16 protein-coding genes and 1 other RNA gene are annotated in these 15,370 nt (G+C 68.3%); 10 read left to right on the top strand and 7 right to left on the bottom strand.

Annotated features, from left to right (window positions below; translation table 11 throughout):
* Nucleotides 1-128: 128 nt before the first annotated feature.
* From PK606_RS02865 to PK606_RS02855, 3 genes are all read left to right on the top strand, one after another.
* Nucleotides 129-440: a c-type cytochrome gene (locus PK606_RS02865; protein ID WP_324560406.1), complete on the top strand. Its 312-nt coding sequence runs from the start codon at nucleotides 129-131 to the stop codon at nucleotides 438-440.
* 11 nt (nucleotides 441-451) lie between these two features.
* A complete protein-coding gene (locus tag PK606_RS02860; RefSeq protein WP_324560403.1) occupies nucleotides 452-1,726 on the top strand; it encodes an FCSD flavin-binding domain-containing protein in 1,275 nt (424 codons plus the stop codon).
* A 92-nt stretch (nucleotides 1,727-1,818) separates the two neighbouring features.
* On the top strand, nucleotides 1,819-2,430 hold the full coding sequence (locus tag PK606_RS02855) for a c-type cytochrome (RefSeq protein ID WP_324560400.1): 612 nt from the start codon (nucleotides 1,819-1,821) through the stop codon (nucleotides 2,428-2,430).
* A gap of 439 nt (nucleotides 2,431-2,869) precedes the next feature.
* On the opposite strand, the gene purH is transcribed toward PK606_RS02855, so the two are convergent.
* From purH to dusB, 3 genes are all read right to left on the bottom strand, one after another.
* The gene (purH, locus tag PK606_RS02850) at nucleotides 2,870-4,486 is read right to left on the bottom strand and encodes a bifunctional phosphoribosylaminoimidazolecarboxamide formyltransferase/IMP cyclohydrolase (RefSeq protein ID WP_324560397.1); all 1,617 of its coding nucleotides are present in this window, start codon (nucleotides 4,484-4,486) and stop codon (nucleotides 2,870-2,872) included.
* Nucleotides 4,487-4,610: 124 nt separating this feature from the next.
* Nucleotides 4,611-4,844, bottom strand: a complete 234-nt coding sequence (locus PK606_RS02845; protein WP_324560395.1) for a Fis family transcriptional regulator — start codon at nucleotides 4,842-4,844, stop codon at nucleotides 4,611-4,613.
* 5 nt (nucleotides 4,845-4,849) lie between these two features.
* Complete coding sequence (dusB, locus tag PK606_RS02840; RefSeq protein ID WP_324560392.1) at nucleotides 4,850-5,890, bottom strand: tRNA dihydrouridine synthase DusB; 1,041 nt, start codon at nucleotides 5,888-5,890, stop codon at nucleotides 4,850-4,852.
* Nucleotides 5,891-6,027: 137 nt separating this feature from the next.
* Between dusB and PK606_RS02835 the strand changes: the two genes are divergently transcribed.
* Genes PK606_RS02835 through PK606_RS02825 form a run of 3 tightly spaced genes read left to right on the top strand, consistent with a single transcriptional unit; the run spans nucleotide 6,028 to nucleotide 7,927 of the window.
* The gene (locus tag PK606_RS02835) at nucleotides 6,028-6,519 is read left to right on the top strand and encodes a YqaA family protein (RefSeq protein WP_324560389.1); all 492 of its coding nucleotides are present in this window, start codon (nucleotides 6,028-6,030) and stop codon (nucleotides 6,517-6,519) included.
* Complete coding sequence (gene alkB, locus PK606_RS02830) at nucleotides 6,516-7,169, top strand: DNA oxidative demethylase AlkB (RefSeq protein WP_324560386.1); 654 nt, start codon at nucleotides 6,516-6,518, stop codon at nucleotides 7,167-7,169. The genes PK606_RS02835 and alkB overlap by 4 nt, the downstream gene beginning before the upstream one ends.
* The gene (locus PK606_RS02825) at nucleotides 7,166-7,927 is read left to right on the top strand and encodes a DUF3025 domain-containing protein (protein ID WP_324560383.1); all 762 of its coding nucleotides are present in this window, start codon (nucleotides 7,166-7,168) and stop codon (nucleotides 7,925-7,927) included. The genes alkB and PK606_RS02825 overlap by 4 nt, the downstream gene beginning before the upstream one ends.
* On the opposite strand, the gene argE is transcribed toward PK606_RS02825, so the two are convergent.
* Nucleotides 7,919-9,070: an acetylornithine deacetylase gene (argE, locus tag PK606_RS02820; protein WP_324560381.1), complete on the bottom strand. Its 1,152-nt coding sequence runs from the start codon at nucleotides 9,068-9,070 to the stop codon at nucleotides 7,919-7,921. The genes PK606_RS02825 and argE overlap by 9 nt on opposite strands.
* A gap of 162 nt (nucleotides 9,071-9,232) precedes the next feature.
* Here argE and htpX point away from each other — a divergent pair, with 162 nt between their 5' ends.
* Complete coding sequence (gene htpX, locus PK606_RS02815) at nucleotides 9,233-10,102, top strand: protease HtpX (protein ID WP_324560378.1); 870 nt, start codon at nucleotides 9,233-9,235, stop codon at nucleotides 10,100-10,102.
* Between the two features lie 57 nt (nucleotides 10,103-10,159).
* On the opposite strand, the gene cysK is transcribed toward htpX, so the two are convergent.
* Nucleotides 10,160-11,074 (bottom strand): cysteine synthase A, encoded by a 915-nt coding sequence (gene cysK, locus PK606_RS02810; protein ID WP_324560375.1) that lies wholly within the window; start codon nucleotides 11,072-11,074, stop codon nucleotides 10,160-10,162.
* Nucleotides 11,075-11,245: 171 nt separating this feature from the next.
* Between cysK and PK606_RS02805 the strand changes: the two genes are divergently transcribed.
* Both PK606_RS02805 and rnpB read left to right on the top strand, forming a co-directional pair.
* A complete protein-coding gene (locus PK606_RS02805; protein ID WP_324560372.1) occupies nucleotides 11,246-11,413 on the top strand; it encodes a hypothetical protein in 168 nt (55 codons plus the stop codon).
* Nucleotides 11,414-11,470: 57 nt separating this feature from the next.
* Nucleotides 11,471-11,807: RNase P RNA component class A (gene rnpB, locus PK606_RS02800), an RNA gene on the top strand.
* Between the two features lie 42 nt (nucleotides 11,808-11,849).
* Here rnpB and PK606_RS02795 read toward each other — a convergent pair.
* Nucleotides 11,850-13,502 carry an MBL fold metallo-hydrolase gene (locus tag PK606_RS02795; protein WP_324560369.1) on the bottom strand — a complete coding sequence of 551 codons (1,653 nt, stop codon included), beginning with the start codon at nucleotides 13,500-13,502 and terminating at the stop codon, nucleotides 11,850-11,852.
* A 145-nt stretch (nucleotides 13,503-13,647) separates the two neighbouring features.
* Nucleotides 13,648-14,466: a mechanosensitive ion channel family protein gene (locus PK606_RS02790; RefSeq protein WP_324560366.1), complete on the bottom strand. Its 819-nt coding sequence runs from the start codon at nucleotides 14,464-14,466 to the stop codon at nucleotides 13,648-13,650.
* 167 nt (nucleotides 14,467-14,633) lie between these two features.
* Between PK606_RS02790 and PK606_RS02785 the strand changes: the two genes are divergently transcribed.
* Nucleotides 14,634-15,338, top strand: coding sequence for a transposase (locus PK606_RS02785; protein WP_324560364.1), 705 nt, complete (start codon nucleotides 14,634-14,636; stop codon nucleotides 15,336-15,338).
* Nucleotides 15,339-15,370 lie beyond the last annotated feature (32 nt).

Below are 15,370 nucleotides of genomic sequence, written 5' to 3'. Positions count from 1 at the left end.
CGTGCAGGGCGCTGGGGTAATCCCCCACTGCCGATCCAGCGCACGAGGCCTATCATTTGTTTGCATATAAGCGTCGGCGAATTTTCTTGCCCTGCGCGCCATCCACGTCGATAGGAGGACATCACACCATGAAAGCATTCCTGTTTTCGGGACTGGCCGCAGCCGCCCTGCTGGCAGCCGCCGGCCCGGCCCAGGCCCAGGTCGATCCGCTGCAGGTGCGCAGCTGGGCTGCCAGCTGCGCCAACTGCCACGGCACCAACGGCCGTGCGGAGAAGGGCAACGAGCCGCTGGCCGGCATGGCCAAGGACGAGATGATCAAGAAGCTGGCCGACTTCAAGAGCGGTGCCAAGCCCGCCACCGTGATGCACCAGCTCAGCAAGGGCTACACCGACGAGCAACTGGCTGCCATCGCGGCCTGGTTCGCCGCGCAGAAGAAGTGAGGAGGCACACCATGGATCGTCGTCAATTCATTCAGGCCGGCTCGGCCGCATCGGTTCTGGGCCTCACCGCAGGCTGTGCTTCCACCGGCAGTGGCGCGGGCGGCAACGTGGTCGTCGTCGGCGGCGGCTACGGCGGTGCCACCGCGGCCAAGTACATCCGCATGTGGTCGGACGGGCGCGTCAACGTCACCCTGGTCGAGCCCAGCGATGCCTTCATCTCCTGCCCGATCTCCAACCTGGTGCTGGGCGGCGTCAAGCAGATGGCCGACATCACCACGCCCTACGACAACCTGACCAAGCGCCACGGCGTGAAGATCGTCAAGGACCGCGCCACCGCCATCGATGCCGACAAGCGCCAGGTGCGCCTGGCCGGGGGGCAGACGCTCAGCTACGACCGCCTGGTGCTGTCGCCCGGCATCGAGTTCATGTGGGACGGCCTGCCGGGCCTGAAGTCGGCGGCGGCGCAGGAGCGCGTGCTGCACGCCTGGAAGGCCGGTCCGCAGACGGTGGCGCTGCGCAAGCAGCTCGAGGCCATGCCCGATGGCGGCGTCTATGCGCTGGCGATCCCGCTGTCGCCGTACCGCTGCCCGCCCGGTCCCTACGAGCGTGCCTGCCAGATCGCGCACTATTTCTCCAAGGCCAAGCCGAAGTCGAAGGTGCTGATCCTCGACGCCAACGACGACGTCACCTCCAAGGGCGCGCTGTTCAAGAAGGCCTGGGCCGACCGCTACAAGGGCATCATCGACTACCGGCCCAAGCACCGGCTGGCCGACGTCGACGCCGCCACCGGCACGCTCAAGTTCGAGTTCAACGACGACATCAAGGCGCAGGTGCTCAACGTGGTGCCGCCGCAGCGTGCCGGCGACATCGCGCACAACGCCGGCCTGACCACCGCCAACAAGCGCTGGTGCGAGGTCGACTGGCTGACGCTGGAGTCGGTGGCGGCCAAGAACATCCACATCCTGGGCGACGCCACCATGTCGGCGCCGGCCATGCCCAAGTCGGGCCACATGGCCAACCAGCACGGCAAGACGGTGGCCGCCGCCGTCGTCGCGCTGCTGGCCGGGCGCCAGCCGAACCCGCTGCCGATCTACAACAACACCTGCTACAGCTTCGTCAGCGACTCCGACGTGGTGCACGTGGCCAGCGTGCACCGCTACGACGCCGAGAAGAAGACCATGCTGGCGGTGCCGGGCTCGGGCGGCGTGTCCACCGCGGCGAGCGAGCTTGAAGGCCGCTACGCGCTGGCCTGGGCGCGCAACATCTGGGCCGATACACTGGCATGATGTGACGCACGGCGGAGCGGCCATCGGCCGCGTCGCCGGCACACTTCCTCCGGGGCGCGTGGCGCCCTTTTTTCGGCATTGAGGTTCTATCCATGCGCATGCAACGATTTATCAATGTGTTCTTCGTGGCGCTGACGGCCCTGGTCCTGCCCGGCCTGGCAGCGGCGCAGGCCGACGAGGCGCGCGCCAAGAAGATCATCGGCGGCTCGTGCTTCCTGTGCCATGGCGCCGAAGGCGAGTCGGCCAGTGAGGTGTTCCCGCGCCTGGCCGGCCAGAACGCCGAGTACATCGCCAAGCAGCTGGAGAACTTCAAGAGCGGCAAGCGCAAGAGCAGCGCCATGGCCAGCATGGTGACCGAGCTCACGCCCGAGGACATGATCGCGCTGGGCCAGTTCTACGCCAGCCGGCAGCCGCACAAGGAGCCATCCAAGGACGCGCAGCTGGCGGCGGTGGGCCAGTACATCTACCACGTTGGCAACAAGTTCAGCGGCGTGCCCGCCTGCGCCAGCTGCCACGGGCCCGAGGGCGCCGGCAGCACCACGCTGCCGCGCCTGGCCGGGCAGCATGCGGCCTATCTGGACAACCAGCTCAAGCAGTTCAACAAGCGCGAGCGCAACAACGACAACGCCGTCATGCTCAGCATTGCGGAGAAGATGACGGCGCTGGAGATGGCGGCGGTGTCTGAGTATCTGAGCGGTAAGTGAGCGGCTTCATGCGGTGTAGGGAGGTACCCCGCATGGTGTTGGTGATGTCGCTGGCCGGGATTGCGCCCGGCGGCGCACCTACTTTTCTTTGCTCCGCCAAAGAAAAGTAGGCAAAAGAAAGGCGGCCCCACTGGCCGTGTCCCTCCGCTTCGCTGCGGGCAACCTGCGATGCTCGAGCATGGGGCGGCGCTGCGGAACTCGCTTTGTTCGCTGCGCTCACGCCGCTCGGACAACCGCAGCGAGTCAGAGCACGAAGCGCGGCATGCTTTGCTGCCGCGCCCGCCCCACGCCCTGCGCTTCTCGGCACGGCCAGAGGGGGAGTGGAAATCCATACGGGCCATCGCTGCGCTCGGCCCTGGATTTGCTCCCTCTCCCGCTTGCGGGAGAGGGTAGGGGTGAGGGTGACTTCGACGGGGATTGCTGTTTCTATCAATCCAGATCAGTGACGGAAATGCCGCACGCCGCTGAACACCATGGCGACGCCGCGTTCGTCGGCGGCGTCGATCACTTCCTGGTCGCGCATCGAGCCGCCCGGCTGGATCACGCAGCTGGCGCCCTGGTCGATCACCACGTCGAGGCCGTCGCGGAACGGGAAGAAGGCATCACTGGCGACCGCAGATCCTTGCAGCGACAGGCCGGCGTGCTGCGCCTTGATGCTGGCGATGCGCGCCGAGTCGAGCCGGCTCATCTGGCCGGCGCCGACGCCCATGGTCATGCCGCCGGCGCAGAACACGATGGCGTTGCTCTTGACGAACTTGGCCACCTTCCAGGCGAACAGCAGGTCCTGCAATTGCTGCTCGGTCGGTGCCATTTTCGTCACCACCTTCAGGTCGGACAGCTTCAGCTCGTGGTTGTCAGAACTCTGCATCAGCAGGCCCGAACCGATGCGCTTGATGTCCATGGCGTTGTGGCCACGAGCCCAGTCGGTATCGCCGCCGCGCTGCACGCCGTCGAGCGGGATGCGCAGCACGCGCACATTCTGCTTGGCCCGGAACACGGCCAGCGCCTCGGGTGTGAAGTCGGGCGCCATCAGCACCTCGACGAACTGCTTCGACACCGCTTCGGCAGCCGCACCATCGACCGGCACGTTGAAGGCGATGATGCCGCCGAAGGCGCTGGTGGGGTCGGTCTTGAAGGCCTTGTCGTAGGCCTCCAGCGCATTGGCGCCGACGGCGACACCGCAGGGGTTGGCGTGCTTGACGATCACGCAGGCCGGTACATCCCACTGCTTGGCGCATTCCCAGGCCGCGTCGGCGTCGGCGATGTTGTTGTACGAAAGCTCCTTGCCCTGCAACTGCTCTGCCGTGACCAGCGAACCCGGGGCAGGGTAGAGGTCGCGGTAGAAGGCCGCCTGCTGGTGCGGGTTCTCGCCGTAGCGCAGGTCCTGCAGCTTGATGAAGCGGCCGTTGCTGTGCGCCGGGAACTGCGTCAGCACCGGCGCCGCAGCGCCCGTCGAGGCATCGAAATCGATGGCCGACAGGTAGTCGCTGATGGCCGCGTCGTAGTCGCTGACGCGGTTGAACGCCGCCACCGAGAGGCCGAAGCGGGTCTTGTCCGACAGCCTGCCGCCATGCTTGCCGTGGTTGGCCTGCAACTCGGCTAGCACCGGCGCGTACTGCGCGGCATCGGTCAGCACGGCAACGTCCTTCCAGTTCTTGGCCGCGCTGCGCACCATGGCCGGGCCGCCGATGTCGATGTTCTCGATCGCATCCTCGAGCGTGCAGCCGGCCTTGGCCACGGTGGCCTCGAACGGGTACAGGTTGACCACCAGCATGTCGATGGTGCCGATGCCGTGCTCCTGCAAAGCCTGCATGTGCGCCGGCACATCACGCCGTGCCAGCAGGCCGCCGTGCACCTTGGGGTGCAGGGTCTTGACGCGGCCGTCGAGCATCTCGGGAAACTGCGTCAGCTCGGCCACCTCGGTCACCGGCAGGCCGGCGTCCTGCAGCAGTTTGGCGGTGCCGCCGGTCGACAGCAGGTTGAAGCCCAGCGCCACCAGCGCGGCGGCGAATTCGGCGATGCCGGCCTTGTCGGAAACGGAGATCAGAACATTCATGGCTTGACTCATGGCAGATGACGAAACGACTTCGCCGCTGGTGCGGCGTCAATGACGAAATGAAGGCGCTTCGGTCATGACAGCGCAGCCGCTGTCATCGAAGCGCGACGAACTCATGCCGTCATCAGAGCAGCTTGTGCTCCTGGAGCTTCTTGCGCAGCGTGTTGCGGTTCATGCCCAGCCACTCGGCGGCGCGCGACTGGTTGTGGCCGGCGTGCTGCATGACGACGTCGAGCAGCGGCTTCTCGACCACGCGGATCACCATCTCGTACAGGCCATCCGGCTCGGTGCCGCGCAGGTCGCGGAAGTAGGCCTCCAGGTTGTCACGGACGCTGTCCTCGATGTGCTTTTTGCTCATGGTGTTCAGCGGGCCTCCAACATTCCCGCGTGCGTGGCCAATGCCGGCGCCAGCGGCAGGCGCTCATGCGATTCGGCCAGTTCCTCGAAATAGTCGGCCACCAGCTGCCACTGCACGGCGGCGGCGTCGACCTGGTTCATGCGGGCGCGAAACGCCTCGCCGCCCGGCAGTTCGCGCACGTACCAGCCGATGTGCTTGCGCGCCGAGCGCACGCCGGTGTATTCGCCATACAGGGCGTAATGGTCGTTCAGGTGCGCCAGCAGGGCGCGCCGCACCTCCAGCACCAGCGGTGGCGCCAGCCGCTGGCCGGTGGCCAGGAAATGCGCGATCTCGCGGAAGATCCACGGCCGCCCCTGCGCGGCGCGGCCGATCATCAGCGCGTCGGCACCGGTGGCACGCAGCACGGCGCGCGCCTTCTCGGGTGAATCGATGTCCCCGTTGGCGACGACGGGAACGTTCAGCGCGGCCTTCACGGCGGCGATGGTGTCGTATTCGGCCGCGCCCTTGTACCCCTGCTCGCGCGTGCGGCCGTGCACCGTGACCATCTGCACGCCGGCGCTCTCGGCGGCGCGGGAGATCGCCAGCGCGTTCTTTTCCCGCGCACACCAGCCGCTGCGCATTTTCAGCGTCACCGGCACGCTGCGCGGCGCACAGGCCGCGACCACCGCCTCGACGATCTGCAGCGCCAGTGCCTCGTCCTGCATCAGCGCGCTGCCGGCCCACTTGTCGCAGACCTTCTTGGCCGGGCAGCCCATGTTGATGTCGATGATCTGCGCGCCGCGGTCGATGTTGTGGCGCGCTGCCTCGGCCATCATGGTGGCGTCGGTGCCGGCGATCTGCACCGCGATCGGGCCCGGCTCGCCGCGGTGGTCGGCGCGGCGCGAGGTCTTCAGCGTGTGCCACAGATCGCGGCGCGAAGTCACCATCTCGCTGACCGCATAGCCGGCGCCGAAGCCGCGGCACAACTGGCGGAACGGCCGGTCGGTCACACCCGCCATGGGGGCGACGAACAGGCGGTTGGGCAACAGGTGGGGGCCGATCTGCATGGACTTCGAACAGGCTCGGCCGGACGACGCTGAGAGTGCGGGGCGCGAGGCAAGGAACAAATTCTACCTGCTCAAATTTTCAGCAATCGAAACGGCGTACCACGACTTGCGCGAGACGCCCTAGACTCTCGCGCTGCATGGACGGATGGCTTCAATCTCTGCTGCAGGCGCTGGCCTTGCCCGAATACGGGCTGTCCACGGTGTTCGTGGCGGCCTTCGTGTCGGCCACGCTGCTGCCGATGGGTTCGGAGCCGGTCGTGTTCGGCCTGGTCAAGCTCAATCCGTCCTTGTTCTGGCCGGCGATCCTGGTGGCCACCGTCGGCAACACGCTGGGCGGCATAACCAGCTGGTGGCTCGGCCAGGCCGCGCACAAGGTGGTCGACAGGTACCGTGATTCACCCACCCACCTGCGGGCGCTGCAGTGGCTGCAGCGGTTGGGGCCGAAGGCCTGCGCGCTGTCCTTCCTGCCGGTGATCGGCGATCCGTTGTGCGCCGTCGCGGGCTGGCTGCGCATGCCGCCGCTGCCCTGCGCCGGCTGGATGGCGCTGGGCAAGTTCCTGCGCTACCTGGTGATGACGGCGGCGCTGCTGTGGCTGTGGCCGGAGCAAGCGGGTGCTGCAAGACCATGAGCCATGGTCTGTTCGAGGGCGACACGCCGCTGGCCGGTACCCGCTCGTGGCTGGGCGAGCAGGCCCTGCTGCTGCGCGGTTTCGCGCTGCCGCGGGTCGCTGTCCTGTGGCCGGCGCTGCAGGCCGTGCTGGCGCAGGCGCCGCCGCGGCACATGCTGACGCCCGGCGGGCAGCGCATGTCGGTGGCGCTCAGCAACTGCGGCGCACTCGGCTGGGTCAGCGACGGGCGTGGCTACCGCTACACGCCGATCGATCCCGACAGCGGCCAGGCTTGGCCGGCGCTGCCGCACGCGTTCGTCGATCTGGCGCGCACCGCCGCGGCCGAGGCCGGCTTCGAGGGCTTCGTGCCCGACGCCTGCCTGATCAACCGCTACCGGCCGGGCACACGGTTGTCGCTGCATCAGGACCGCGACGAGCGCGACTTCTCGCAGCCGATCGTCTCGGTCTCGCTCGGCGTGCCGGCCACGTTCCTGTGGGGCGGCCGGCGCCGCGCAGACCGCGTCGAACGGGTGCCGCTGTTTCATGGCGACGTGCTGGTGTGGGGCGGGGTCGACCGGCTGCGCTTCCATGGTGTGGCGCCGGTGCGCGCCGCCGCGCATGCACTGACCAGTGATGAGCGCATCAACTTCACTTTCCGCCGGGCCGCATGAGCACACCGCCGGACATCGACTGGTCCCAGCCCTGGAGCGCGCCGCTGCGGCGCTGGGGCGAACCGGCCGCCGCTGCCTGGCAGGCCGGCGCGCCGGTGCGCGAGGCCTTGGCGCAGCTCGGTGCGGCTCCGCGGCGCTTTGTGGGCCAGGATGCGCTGCCCAAGGGCATGGCCTACGAGCAGTTCATCCACGAGCAGCGCGCGGTGCCAACGCGCGACAACCTGCACGACTTCTTCAACGGCCTGATCTGGTGCGCGCTGCCGCTGGCCAAGCAGCGCCTGAATGCGCTGCAGCATGCAGAGATCGTGCGCCTGGGCGTGCACGGGCAGCGCGGGCCGCTGCGCGACGCGCTGACCGTGTTCGACGAGAACGCCGCCCTGCTGCACGTGCCCGACGCGCTGTGGCAGGCACTGCTGGCGCGGCGCTGGGCCGAGCTGTTCGGGCCGCTGCGACCGCTGTGGCGCGAGGCGCGCCTGCTGCTGTTCGGTCATGCCGCGCTGGAAAAGCTGGTTGCGCCCTACAAGTCGATCACCGTGCACGTGTGGCGGGTGGCGCCGGATTTCGATCCGATGGGCGAGCTGTCGGCGCTCGACGTGTGGCTGGCGGATGACCTGACGCCCGACAAGCTGGCCGCCAAGCCGTTCGCGCCGCTGCCGGTGCTGGGCGTGCCGGGCTGGTGGGCCGGCAACGAGGCGCCGGGCTTCTATGACGACGCCGAGGTGTTCCGGCCGCCGCGCCGGCCACGCAGCTCAGAGTGAGCGCGCCAGCTGGCGCAGGAACTGCTCGCACTGCGCGAGCTGGTCCTTCTCCACGTATTCGTCCGGCTTGTGCGCCTGCACGATCGAACCCGGACCGCACACCACGGTGGCGATGCCGGCGCCCTGGAACAGCCCGGCCTCGGTGCCGTAGGCGACCTTGCGCACGGCGTCGTCGCGGGTCAGCGCGCGCACCAGCTGCGTGACCGCGGCCTGCTCGCTGGCTTCCAGACCGGGTGCGCCGGCCAGTTGCTCGATTTCCACGCTGGCCCCCGGAAACTCGCGCCGCATGCGGGGCAGCAGCTCGCCCTGCACGTAGCCCTGGATGCGCGCCTGCACCTGCTGCGGCGTGATGGCGGCCAGGTTGCGGAACTCGTAGGTGAACTCGCAGGCATCGGCGATGGTGTTCATGGCGATGCCGCCCGAGATCAGGTTGGTGCCGATGGTGGTGTAGGGCACGTCGTAGAACTGGTCGAACGGGCCTTCGGCGCGCCAGGCCTCGGCCAGCTCGCGGATATGGCAGATTAGCCGCGCCGCGTGCTCGATGGCGTTGCAGCCCTGCGGCGTCAGCGACGAATGCGCGGCCTTGCCGTGCACGCGGCAGCGGTAGGCGTTGAGCCCCTTGTGCGCCACCACCGGCTTCATCGAGGTCGGCTCGCCGACCACGCAGCCGTCGACGCGGATGCCGCGCCGCTGCAGCTCGGCCAGCATCAAGGGTGCGCCCAGGCAGGCGACCTCCTCGTCGTACGAGAACGCCAGGTGCAGCGGCTGTTGGCGCGGCATGGCCAGGAACTCGGGCACCAGCGCCAGGCTGGCGGCGATGAAGCCCTTCATGTCGCAGCTGCCGCGGCCGTACAGCCGGCCATCCTTTTCGGTCAGCCTGAACGGGTCGCTGGCCCAGTCCTGGCCGTCTACCGGCACCACGTCGGTGTGGCCCGACAGTGCGATGCCGCCCTGCGTGCTGCCATCGGCCGCCGGTAGGGTGCAGAACAGGTTGGCCTTGTTGCCTTCGGCATTGAGGTCGAGCCAGGGCTCGAGACCGTGGCTCCTGAGCGCGTCGCGCACGCTCTCGATCAGGCCCAGGTTGCTGTGGCGGCTGACGGTATCGAAGGCGACCAGGCGGTCGAGCCAGGCGATGGTGTCCATGGTGCGGTGATCCTTGTGCGTATCGCCCGCAGTGTAGGACGGCGCCGATATCGCAGTCGGCGCGACATTATTTGGAACACTTTGCATTGAATCTGCTCCAATCGGCCCTACCATCCGAACCAGCGCCTGCCTTCACGACCGGCGCTTTATTTTGAGGAAACCATGCAAAGAATCCTGCTGTTCGTCCTGACCAACATCGCCGTCATGGTGGTGGTCGGCATCGTCACCAGCCTGCTGGGCGTGGGCCCAGCGACCGGCACCAACACCGGCCAGCTGATGATCTTCTCGCTGGTGGTCGGCTTCTCCGGCGCCATCATCTCGCTGCTGATGAGCAAGTCGATGGCCAAGATGAGCATGCGGGTGAAGGTCATCAACCAGCCCGGCAACGCCGACGAGGCCTGGATCGTCGAGACGGTGCGCAAGTTCGCCGACAAGTCCGGCATTGGCATGCCCGAGGTCGGCATCTACGAGGGCGAGCCCAATGCCTTCGCCACCGGCGCGTTCAAGAACTCGGCCCTGGTGGCGGTGTCCACGGGCCTGCTGCGCGGCATGACACGCGAGGAGGTCGAGGCCGTGATCGGCCACGAGGTGGCGCACGTGGCCAACGGCGACATGGTGACCATGGCGCTGATCCAGGGCGTGATGAACACCTTCGTGGTGTTAGCCAGCCGCCTGATCGGCTCGCTGGTCGATGGCTTCCTGCGCCGCGACAGCGAAAGCAGCGGCCCCGGCATCGGCTACTACGTGACCACCGTGGTGCTCGACATCCTGTTCGGCGTGCTGGCCGGCATCATCGTGGCCTGGTTCTCGCGCCAGCGCGAGTTCCGCGCCGACCGTGGCGCCGCCGGCCTGATGGGGCAACCCGAATCCATGGTGCGTGCGCTGCAGCGCCTGGGCGGCATGCACGCCGAAGGGGCGGACATGCCGAAGAACCTGGCTGCTATGGGCATCGCCGGCAACATCGGCAAGCTGTTTTCGACCCACCCGCCGATGGAAGAGCGCATCGCGGCGCTGCGGGCGCTGAAGGGCTGAGCCGGGCGTGTCCGCCCCCGGTTCATGAAACCCGCCGCGAGGCGGGTTTTTTCCTTTTCAGGCCGGCAGATAGCCCTCGACCGACAGGTAGCGCTCGCCGGTGTCGTAGTTGAAGCCCAGCACCCGGCTGCCTGTGGGCAGTTCGGGCAACTTCTGCGCGATCGCGGCCAGGGTTGCGCCGGAGCTGATGCCGACCAGCAGGCCTTCCTCGCGCGCGCTGCGGCGGCCGTATTCGCCTGCCGCCTCGGCATCGACCTGGATCACGCCGTCGAGCAGGCTGGTGTCGAGGTTGGCCGGGATGAAGCCGGCGCCCAGGCCCTGGATCGGGTGCGGCCCTGGCTGGCCTCCGCTGATCACCGGCGACTGCGAAGGTTCGACGGCGAACACCTTGAGCTGCGGCCATTTCGGCTTCAACAGCCGCGCGCAGGCGGTGATGTGGCCGCCGGTGCCGACGCCGGTGATGAGGGCATCCAGACCCTCGGGGAAATCATCCAGGATCTCCTGCGCCGTCACCAGGTGCGCGCTCACGTTGGCCGGGTTGTCGAACTGCTGTGGAATCCAGGCGCCGGGCGTCTGCGCCGCCAGTTGCTCGGCGCGCGCGATGGCGCCCTTCATGCCCTGCTCGCGCGGCGTCAGGTCGAAGCGGGCGCCGTAGGCCAGCATCAGGCGTCGGCGCTCGACGCTCATGCTGTCGGGCATCACCAGGATCAGCTGGTAGCCCTTGACGGCAGCCACCATGGCCAGGCCGACGCCGGTGTTGCCGCTGGTCGGCTCGATGATGGTGCCGCCGGGCTTCAGCTGGCCGCTCTGCTCGGCGGCTTCGACCATGGCCAGCGCGATGCGGTCCTTGATCGAGCCGCCCGGGTTGGCGCGCTCGCACTTGATCCACACCTGGGCATCGGCGCCGAACAGGCGCCTGATGCGCACGTGCGGCGTGCGCCCGATGGTGGCGAGGATGGTGTCGGCTTTCATGGGCGGGTCTCCGGAGTCGGGGTCGAAACCGACCATTCTGGCGCAGTTGTTCTGACGTGGCGTGATATCGGTATGCTGCGCGCCATCCGCAGCCGCGCAGCGTGCGGGCAGGCCGTGTGGCGTTCGCTACCATGCCGGATGCGCAACACCCATTGACCGGACGCCCTTGCCATGAACCTGCTGTACTTCAATATGATCGTCGTGTCGGTCTGTGGCTTCCTGCTGATCGGGGGGTTCAGCGCGCGCGAGCGCCGCTGGGGCGGGGTGGCGATGATCGCCGGCCTGATCGGCCTGATGCTGGTCATCGCCGCCAACATCCGCAGCCTGCTCGGCGGCTGAGCCAGGGCCTGCCCGCGCCCTGCGCCCACTGCGGTTTGCGCCGATAATCCAGCCCGTGAAGCCCGCCAGGCCGCCGCTGGTGCAAGTGTGGAAACACCGCACTGGAGGAACGTCCGGACTGCACAGGGCAGCGCAGGAGCTAACGGCTCTCCACCGCGAGGTGAGGATCAGAGCAACAGAGACGAGTCGCGCCGGGCAACCGGCGCGGGTGAAACGGGCAATCTCTGCGCGCAGCAACACCAAGTAGGTTGGCTTCGAGGCGGCCCGCCGAGCCAACGGGTAGGTGGCACCGAGCCGGGTGGGCGACCCCCGGCCCAGATTGATGGCGGTCACGACGCGGCGTTCGCAAGAACGGCGCGCCGCACAGAATCCGGCGTATCGGCGGACTTCACACTTTTTTCATGGCCCACCCGGGTTGGCGGGGCGGCTTTCAGGGTCAGTCGTTGCCCGGCTGCATGGCCTGGATGCGCTCGACGTGCGCCAGCAGCGAGCGCTTGGCCACCGGCCAGACGCGCGGTGGCACATCGTCGTAGGCCTTGGCGACCCAGTCGTCCATGCTGCCGTCCGGGTCGGCGCGCATCACCGCCAGCACCTTGGCCTCGCGCGCCAGGCGGTGCGCTTTCAGTTGCGCGATCACGCCGCGCGCATCGCCGAGCACATAGCCGTGCGCCGGCAGGATGAAGCGTACCTCGTGCTGCGCGCAGGCGGCGTCCAGCCGGTCGAGCGATTCCAGGTAGGCCGTCATCTCGCCATCGGGCGGATCGACCACCGTGGTGCTGCCGTTCAGGATGTGGTCGCCGGAGAACAGCAGGCCGTCCTCCTCCAGCAGCAGGCACAGGTGGTTGGCGGCGTGGCCGGGCGTGTGGATGGCGCGCAGCGTGTGCGTGATCTCTCCGCCATCGGGTGTCGGCGCGGCCAGGCGCAGGAACTGGCCATCCTGCAGCGGCTGGTCGGGCGTGAACTCGCTGGCGGCGCGCGCGGTCGGCTGCGAGGGCAGGCCGAGGATCGGCGGTCGCTCGTCGCACAGCGCCTGCAGCGGCCGGGCGCCGGGCGAGTGGTCGGGGTGCGAATGGGTGCAGACGATGAAGCGGATCTGCCCGCCGGCGGCGCGCCACAGGCGCTCGACGTGGATCGGGTCGGCCGGACCGGGGTCGATGGCGATGTAGCCGGTGCGCGGATCGCCCACCAGGTAGCTGTTGGTGCCGGGGCCGGTCATGAAGCCGGGGTTGGGCGCCGTGAGGCGTTGCAGGTTCTTCAGCAGCGCCACCGGCTGCTCCGACTGCCAGTCGAGCGGGTGCAGCAGCTGGCCATCGGGTGTCACCAGTTCGAGTTCGCCAAAGGGCGACTCGTGCTCCATGTAGCGCGCGTCCTTGCCGCCCAGCAGGCCGGCGCGCGGGCAGCTGGCCCACAGCGGCTGCTCGCCGGCGCAGGCGGCGAGCACCTCGTCGACCGTGGTGTAGGCGGCGAGGCGCTGCAGCGTGCGGATGGTCGGGAAGATGATGAAGAACTCGCCGGCTTCATGGCGTGCCAGCGCGTCGGCGGGACGTACCCAGACCGGCTCGAACTGCTCGGTCTCGTCGGCCACTGGCGTCTGGCCTGCGGGCATGCGGGCGACCAGGAAAGGCACGTCGAAGCGGCGCGGCAGGTCGCGGTCGGTGATCCAGTGCGCCAGCACGTACACGTCGGCCGCCGCCAGCGTCAGCCCGCGCGCCGCGCATTGCGGCAGCAGCGGGGCGTGGCGGTCCAGCGCGGCGACGGACGCGGCGTCGACCGGCGTGCCGTCGGCACTGTGGGCGATCAGCACGCCGAGTTCCTCGAAGCTTTCGCGGATGGCGGCGATGGCCTGGGTCAGGTGTTCATCGCTCTGCGTCGGTCGCCGCGTCGCCTGGGCGTGCGCTGCCGCGTCGGCGGCATCGATGCCGCCACCCGGGAACACATAGGCGCCGGGTGCGAAGCTGGCGGTGGTCGAGCGGCGCGTCATCAGCACCTCGATGCCGGCCGGCGTGTCGCGCAACAGCAGCACCGTGGCGGCGGATCGAAGCGGCGCGGGTTCGCGCTGGGGATGCAGGAGTTGGCTGGGGCGGGGCATGCTCCGGATTATGAGTGCGGCTGTCGGGGAGCCGCTGTCCGATGGGTGCCAGGGCCGGCAGGTGGTCGAGACTGGAATGAAAAACGGCGCCTGGTGCCGGTCGAATGGCACCAGGCGCCGCGTGGCGCCGGGAAACGGTTGCGGATCAGGCCGCGGCGATGGTGCGGTGCGCCACCGGCGTCTCGGGCACCGGGTAGCCGGCGGCAGCGAAGGTCTCCACGATCGCCCTGTGGGTGTCGAAATAGACCTGCCAGTAGTGGTCGGTGTGGGTGTAGGGGCGCACGCACAGCTTGGGTCCCTCGGGCGTGAATTCCAGGATCTCGATGTCCGGAGCAGGATCCTGCGCCACGTTGGGGATGGCGGCGATCACCGGCTTGAGGTGCGCGATGGCGTCCACCGGGTTGACGCTGTTGGCCACTTTGGTCACGCAATCGACGCGGCGTACCGGCAGCGCGCTGAAGTTCTGGATGTTGTCACCGAACACCTTGCCGTTGCCGACGATGGTGGTGACGTTGTCCATGGTGACGATGGTGGTGGTGAACAGGCCCAGCTCGGCCACCGTGCCCATCACGCCGCCGGCCTGGATGAAGTCGCCGACCTTGTAGGGGCGCAGCACCTGCATGAACATGCCGGCGGCGAAGTTGCCCAGCATGCCGCTCCAGGCGGCGCCGATGGCCAGGCCCGCGCCCGCCAGCAGCGCCGCGAACGAGGTCGTGCGCACGCCGAAGATGTCCAGGATCGCCAGGATCAGGACGATGTTCAGGATCACGTTGATGATCGAGGTCAGGTACTTGGTCAGCGTGGCGTCGACCTTGCCGCCGCGCGCGAAGGCCCTGGCGACCAGCTTCAGGGCCAGGCCGATCAGCCAGCGCCCGATGATCCAGGCGACGATGGCCGTCAGCAGCTTGATGCCGAAGTCCACGCCCTGCGTGGTGATGAAGTTCCAGATGTCTTGGGTGTTCATGGGTGTGTCGATGGTTTTTGGGACCAGGATGAGCGACTTTGCCATGAGAAAGCCGTCCCGCTGATGACAGGCGGCCGCAGGCCGCCGTATTCGTGATATTCGTCACGCCACGTGCGGAACACCTTTTCCATCGGAGCCTTCTATTGGGGTCGGATTAGAATTTTTCGATGGCCCGACTGCCCCGCCTCACGGTTCCCGGTTATCCGCACCACATCATCCAGCGTGGCAACAACCGGCAGCCGATCTTCATCGACCCGCAGGACTGTGAGCGCCTGCTGGCCGAGTTGCACGAGCAGGCGAAACGCCACCAAGTGGCGCTGCACGCCTATGTGCTGATGAGCAACCACCTGCACCTGCTTGCCACGCCGGAGACCGCCGAGGGCGTGCCGCTGATGATGCAGGGTCTAGGGCGCGCCTATGTGCGCTGGTTCAACCGGTGCCACGGTCGCAGCGGCACGCTGTGGGAAGGGCGCTACCGCAGCACCCTGATCGAGAGCGAGCGCTACCTGCTGGCCTGCATGGTCTACATCGACCTGAATCCGGTGCGTGCCGGCATCGCGGTGGCGCCGGCCGATTACCGGTGGTCCAGCCACTCGCATTACGCCGGCCTGCGCAGCGATCCGCTGGTCACGCCGCATGCGCTCTATTGGGCGCTGGGCAACACGCCGTTCGCACGCGAACAGGCTTATGTGGACCTGGTGCGATCGGGTCTGGACCCTGGGCAGCAGGACGCGCTGCGTCGCGCGGCGCACAGCGGCTGGGCCCTCGGCAGCGCCGAGTTCGTTGCTGAACTGCAACGGCGAACCGAGCGGCGCGTCGCCAGGGGCGCGGCGGGCCGGCCGCCCAAGCGCGAGCAGGCCGCCTGCGATTGACGCCTGATCATTCTGATCTGCAGGCCATCATG

This window comes from Ottowia sp., from assembly GCF_035444425.1.
Classification (GTDB): Bacteria; Pseudomonadota; Gammaproteobacteria; order Burkholderiales; family Burkholderiaceae_C; genus Ottowia.
This window is presented reverse-complemented; position numbering and strand designations above follow the sequence as displayed.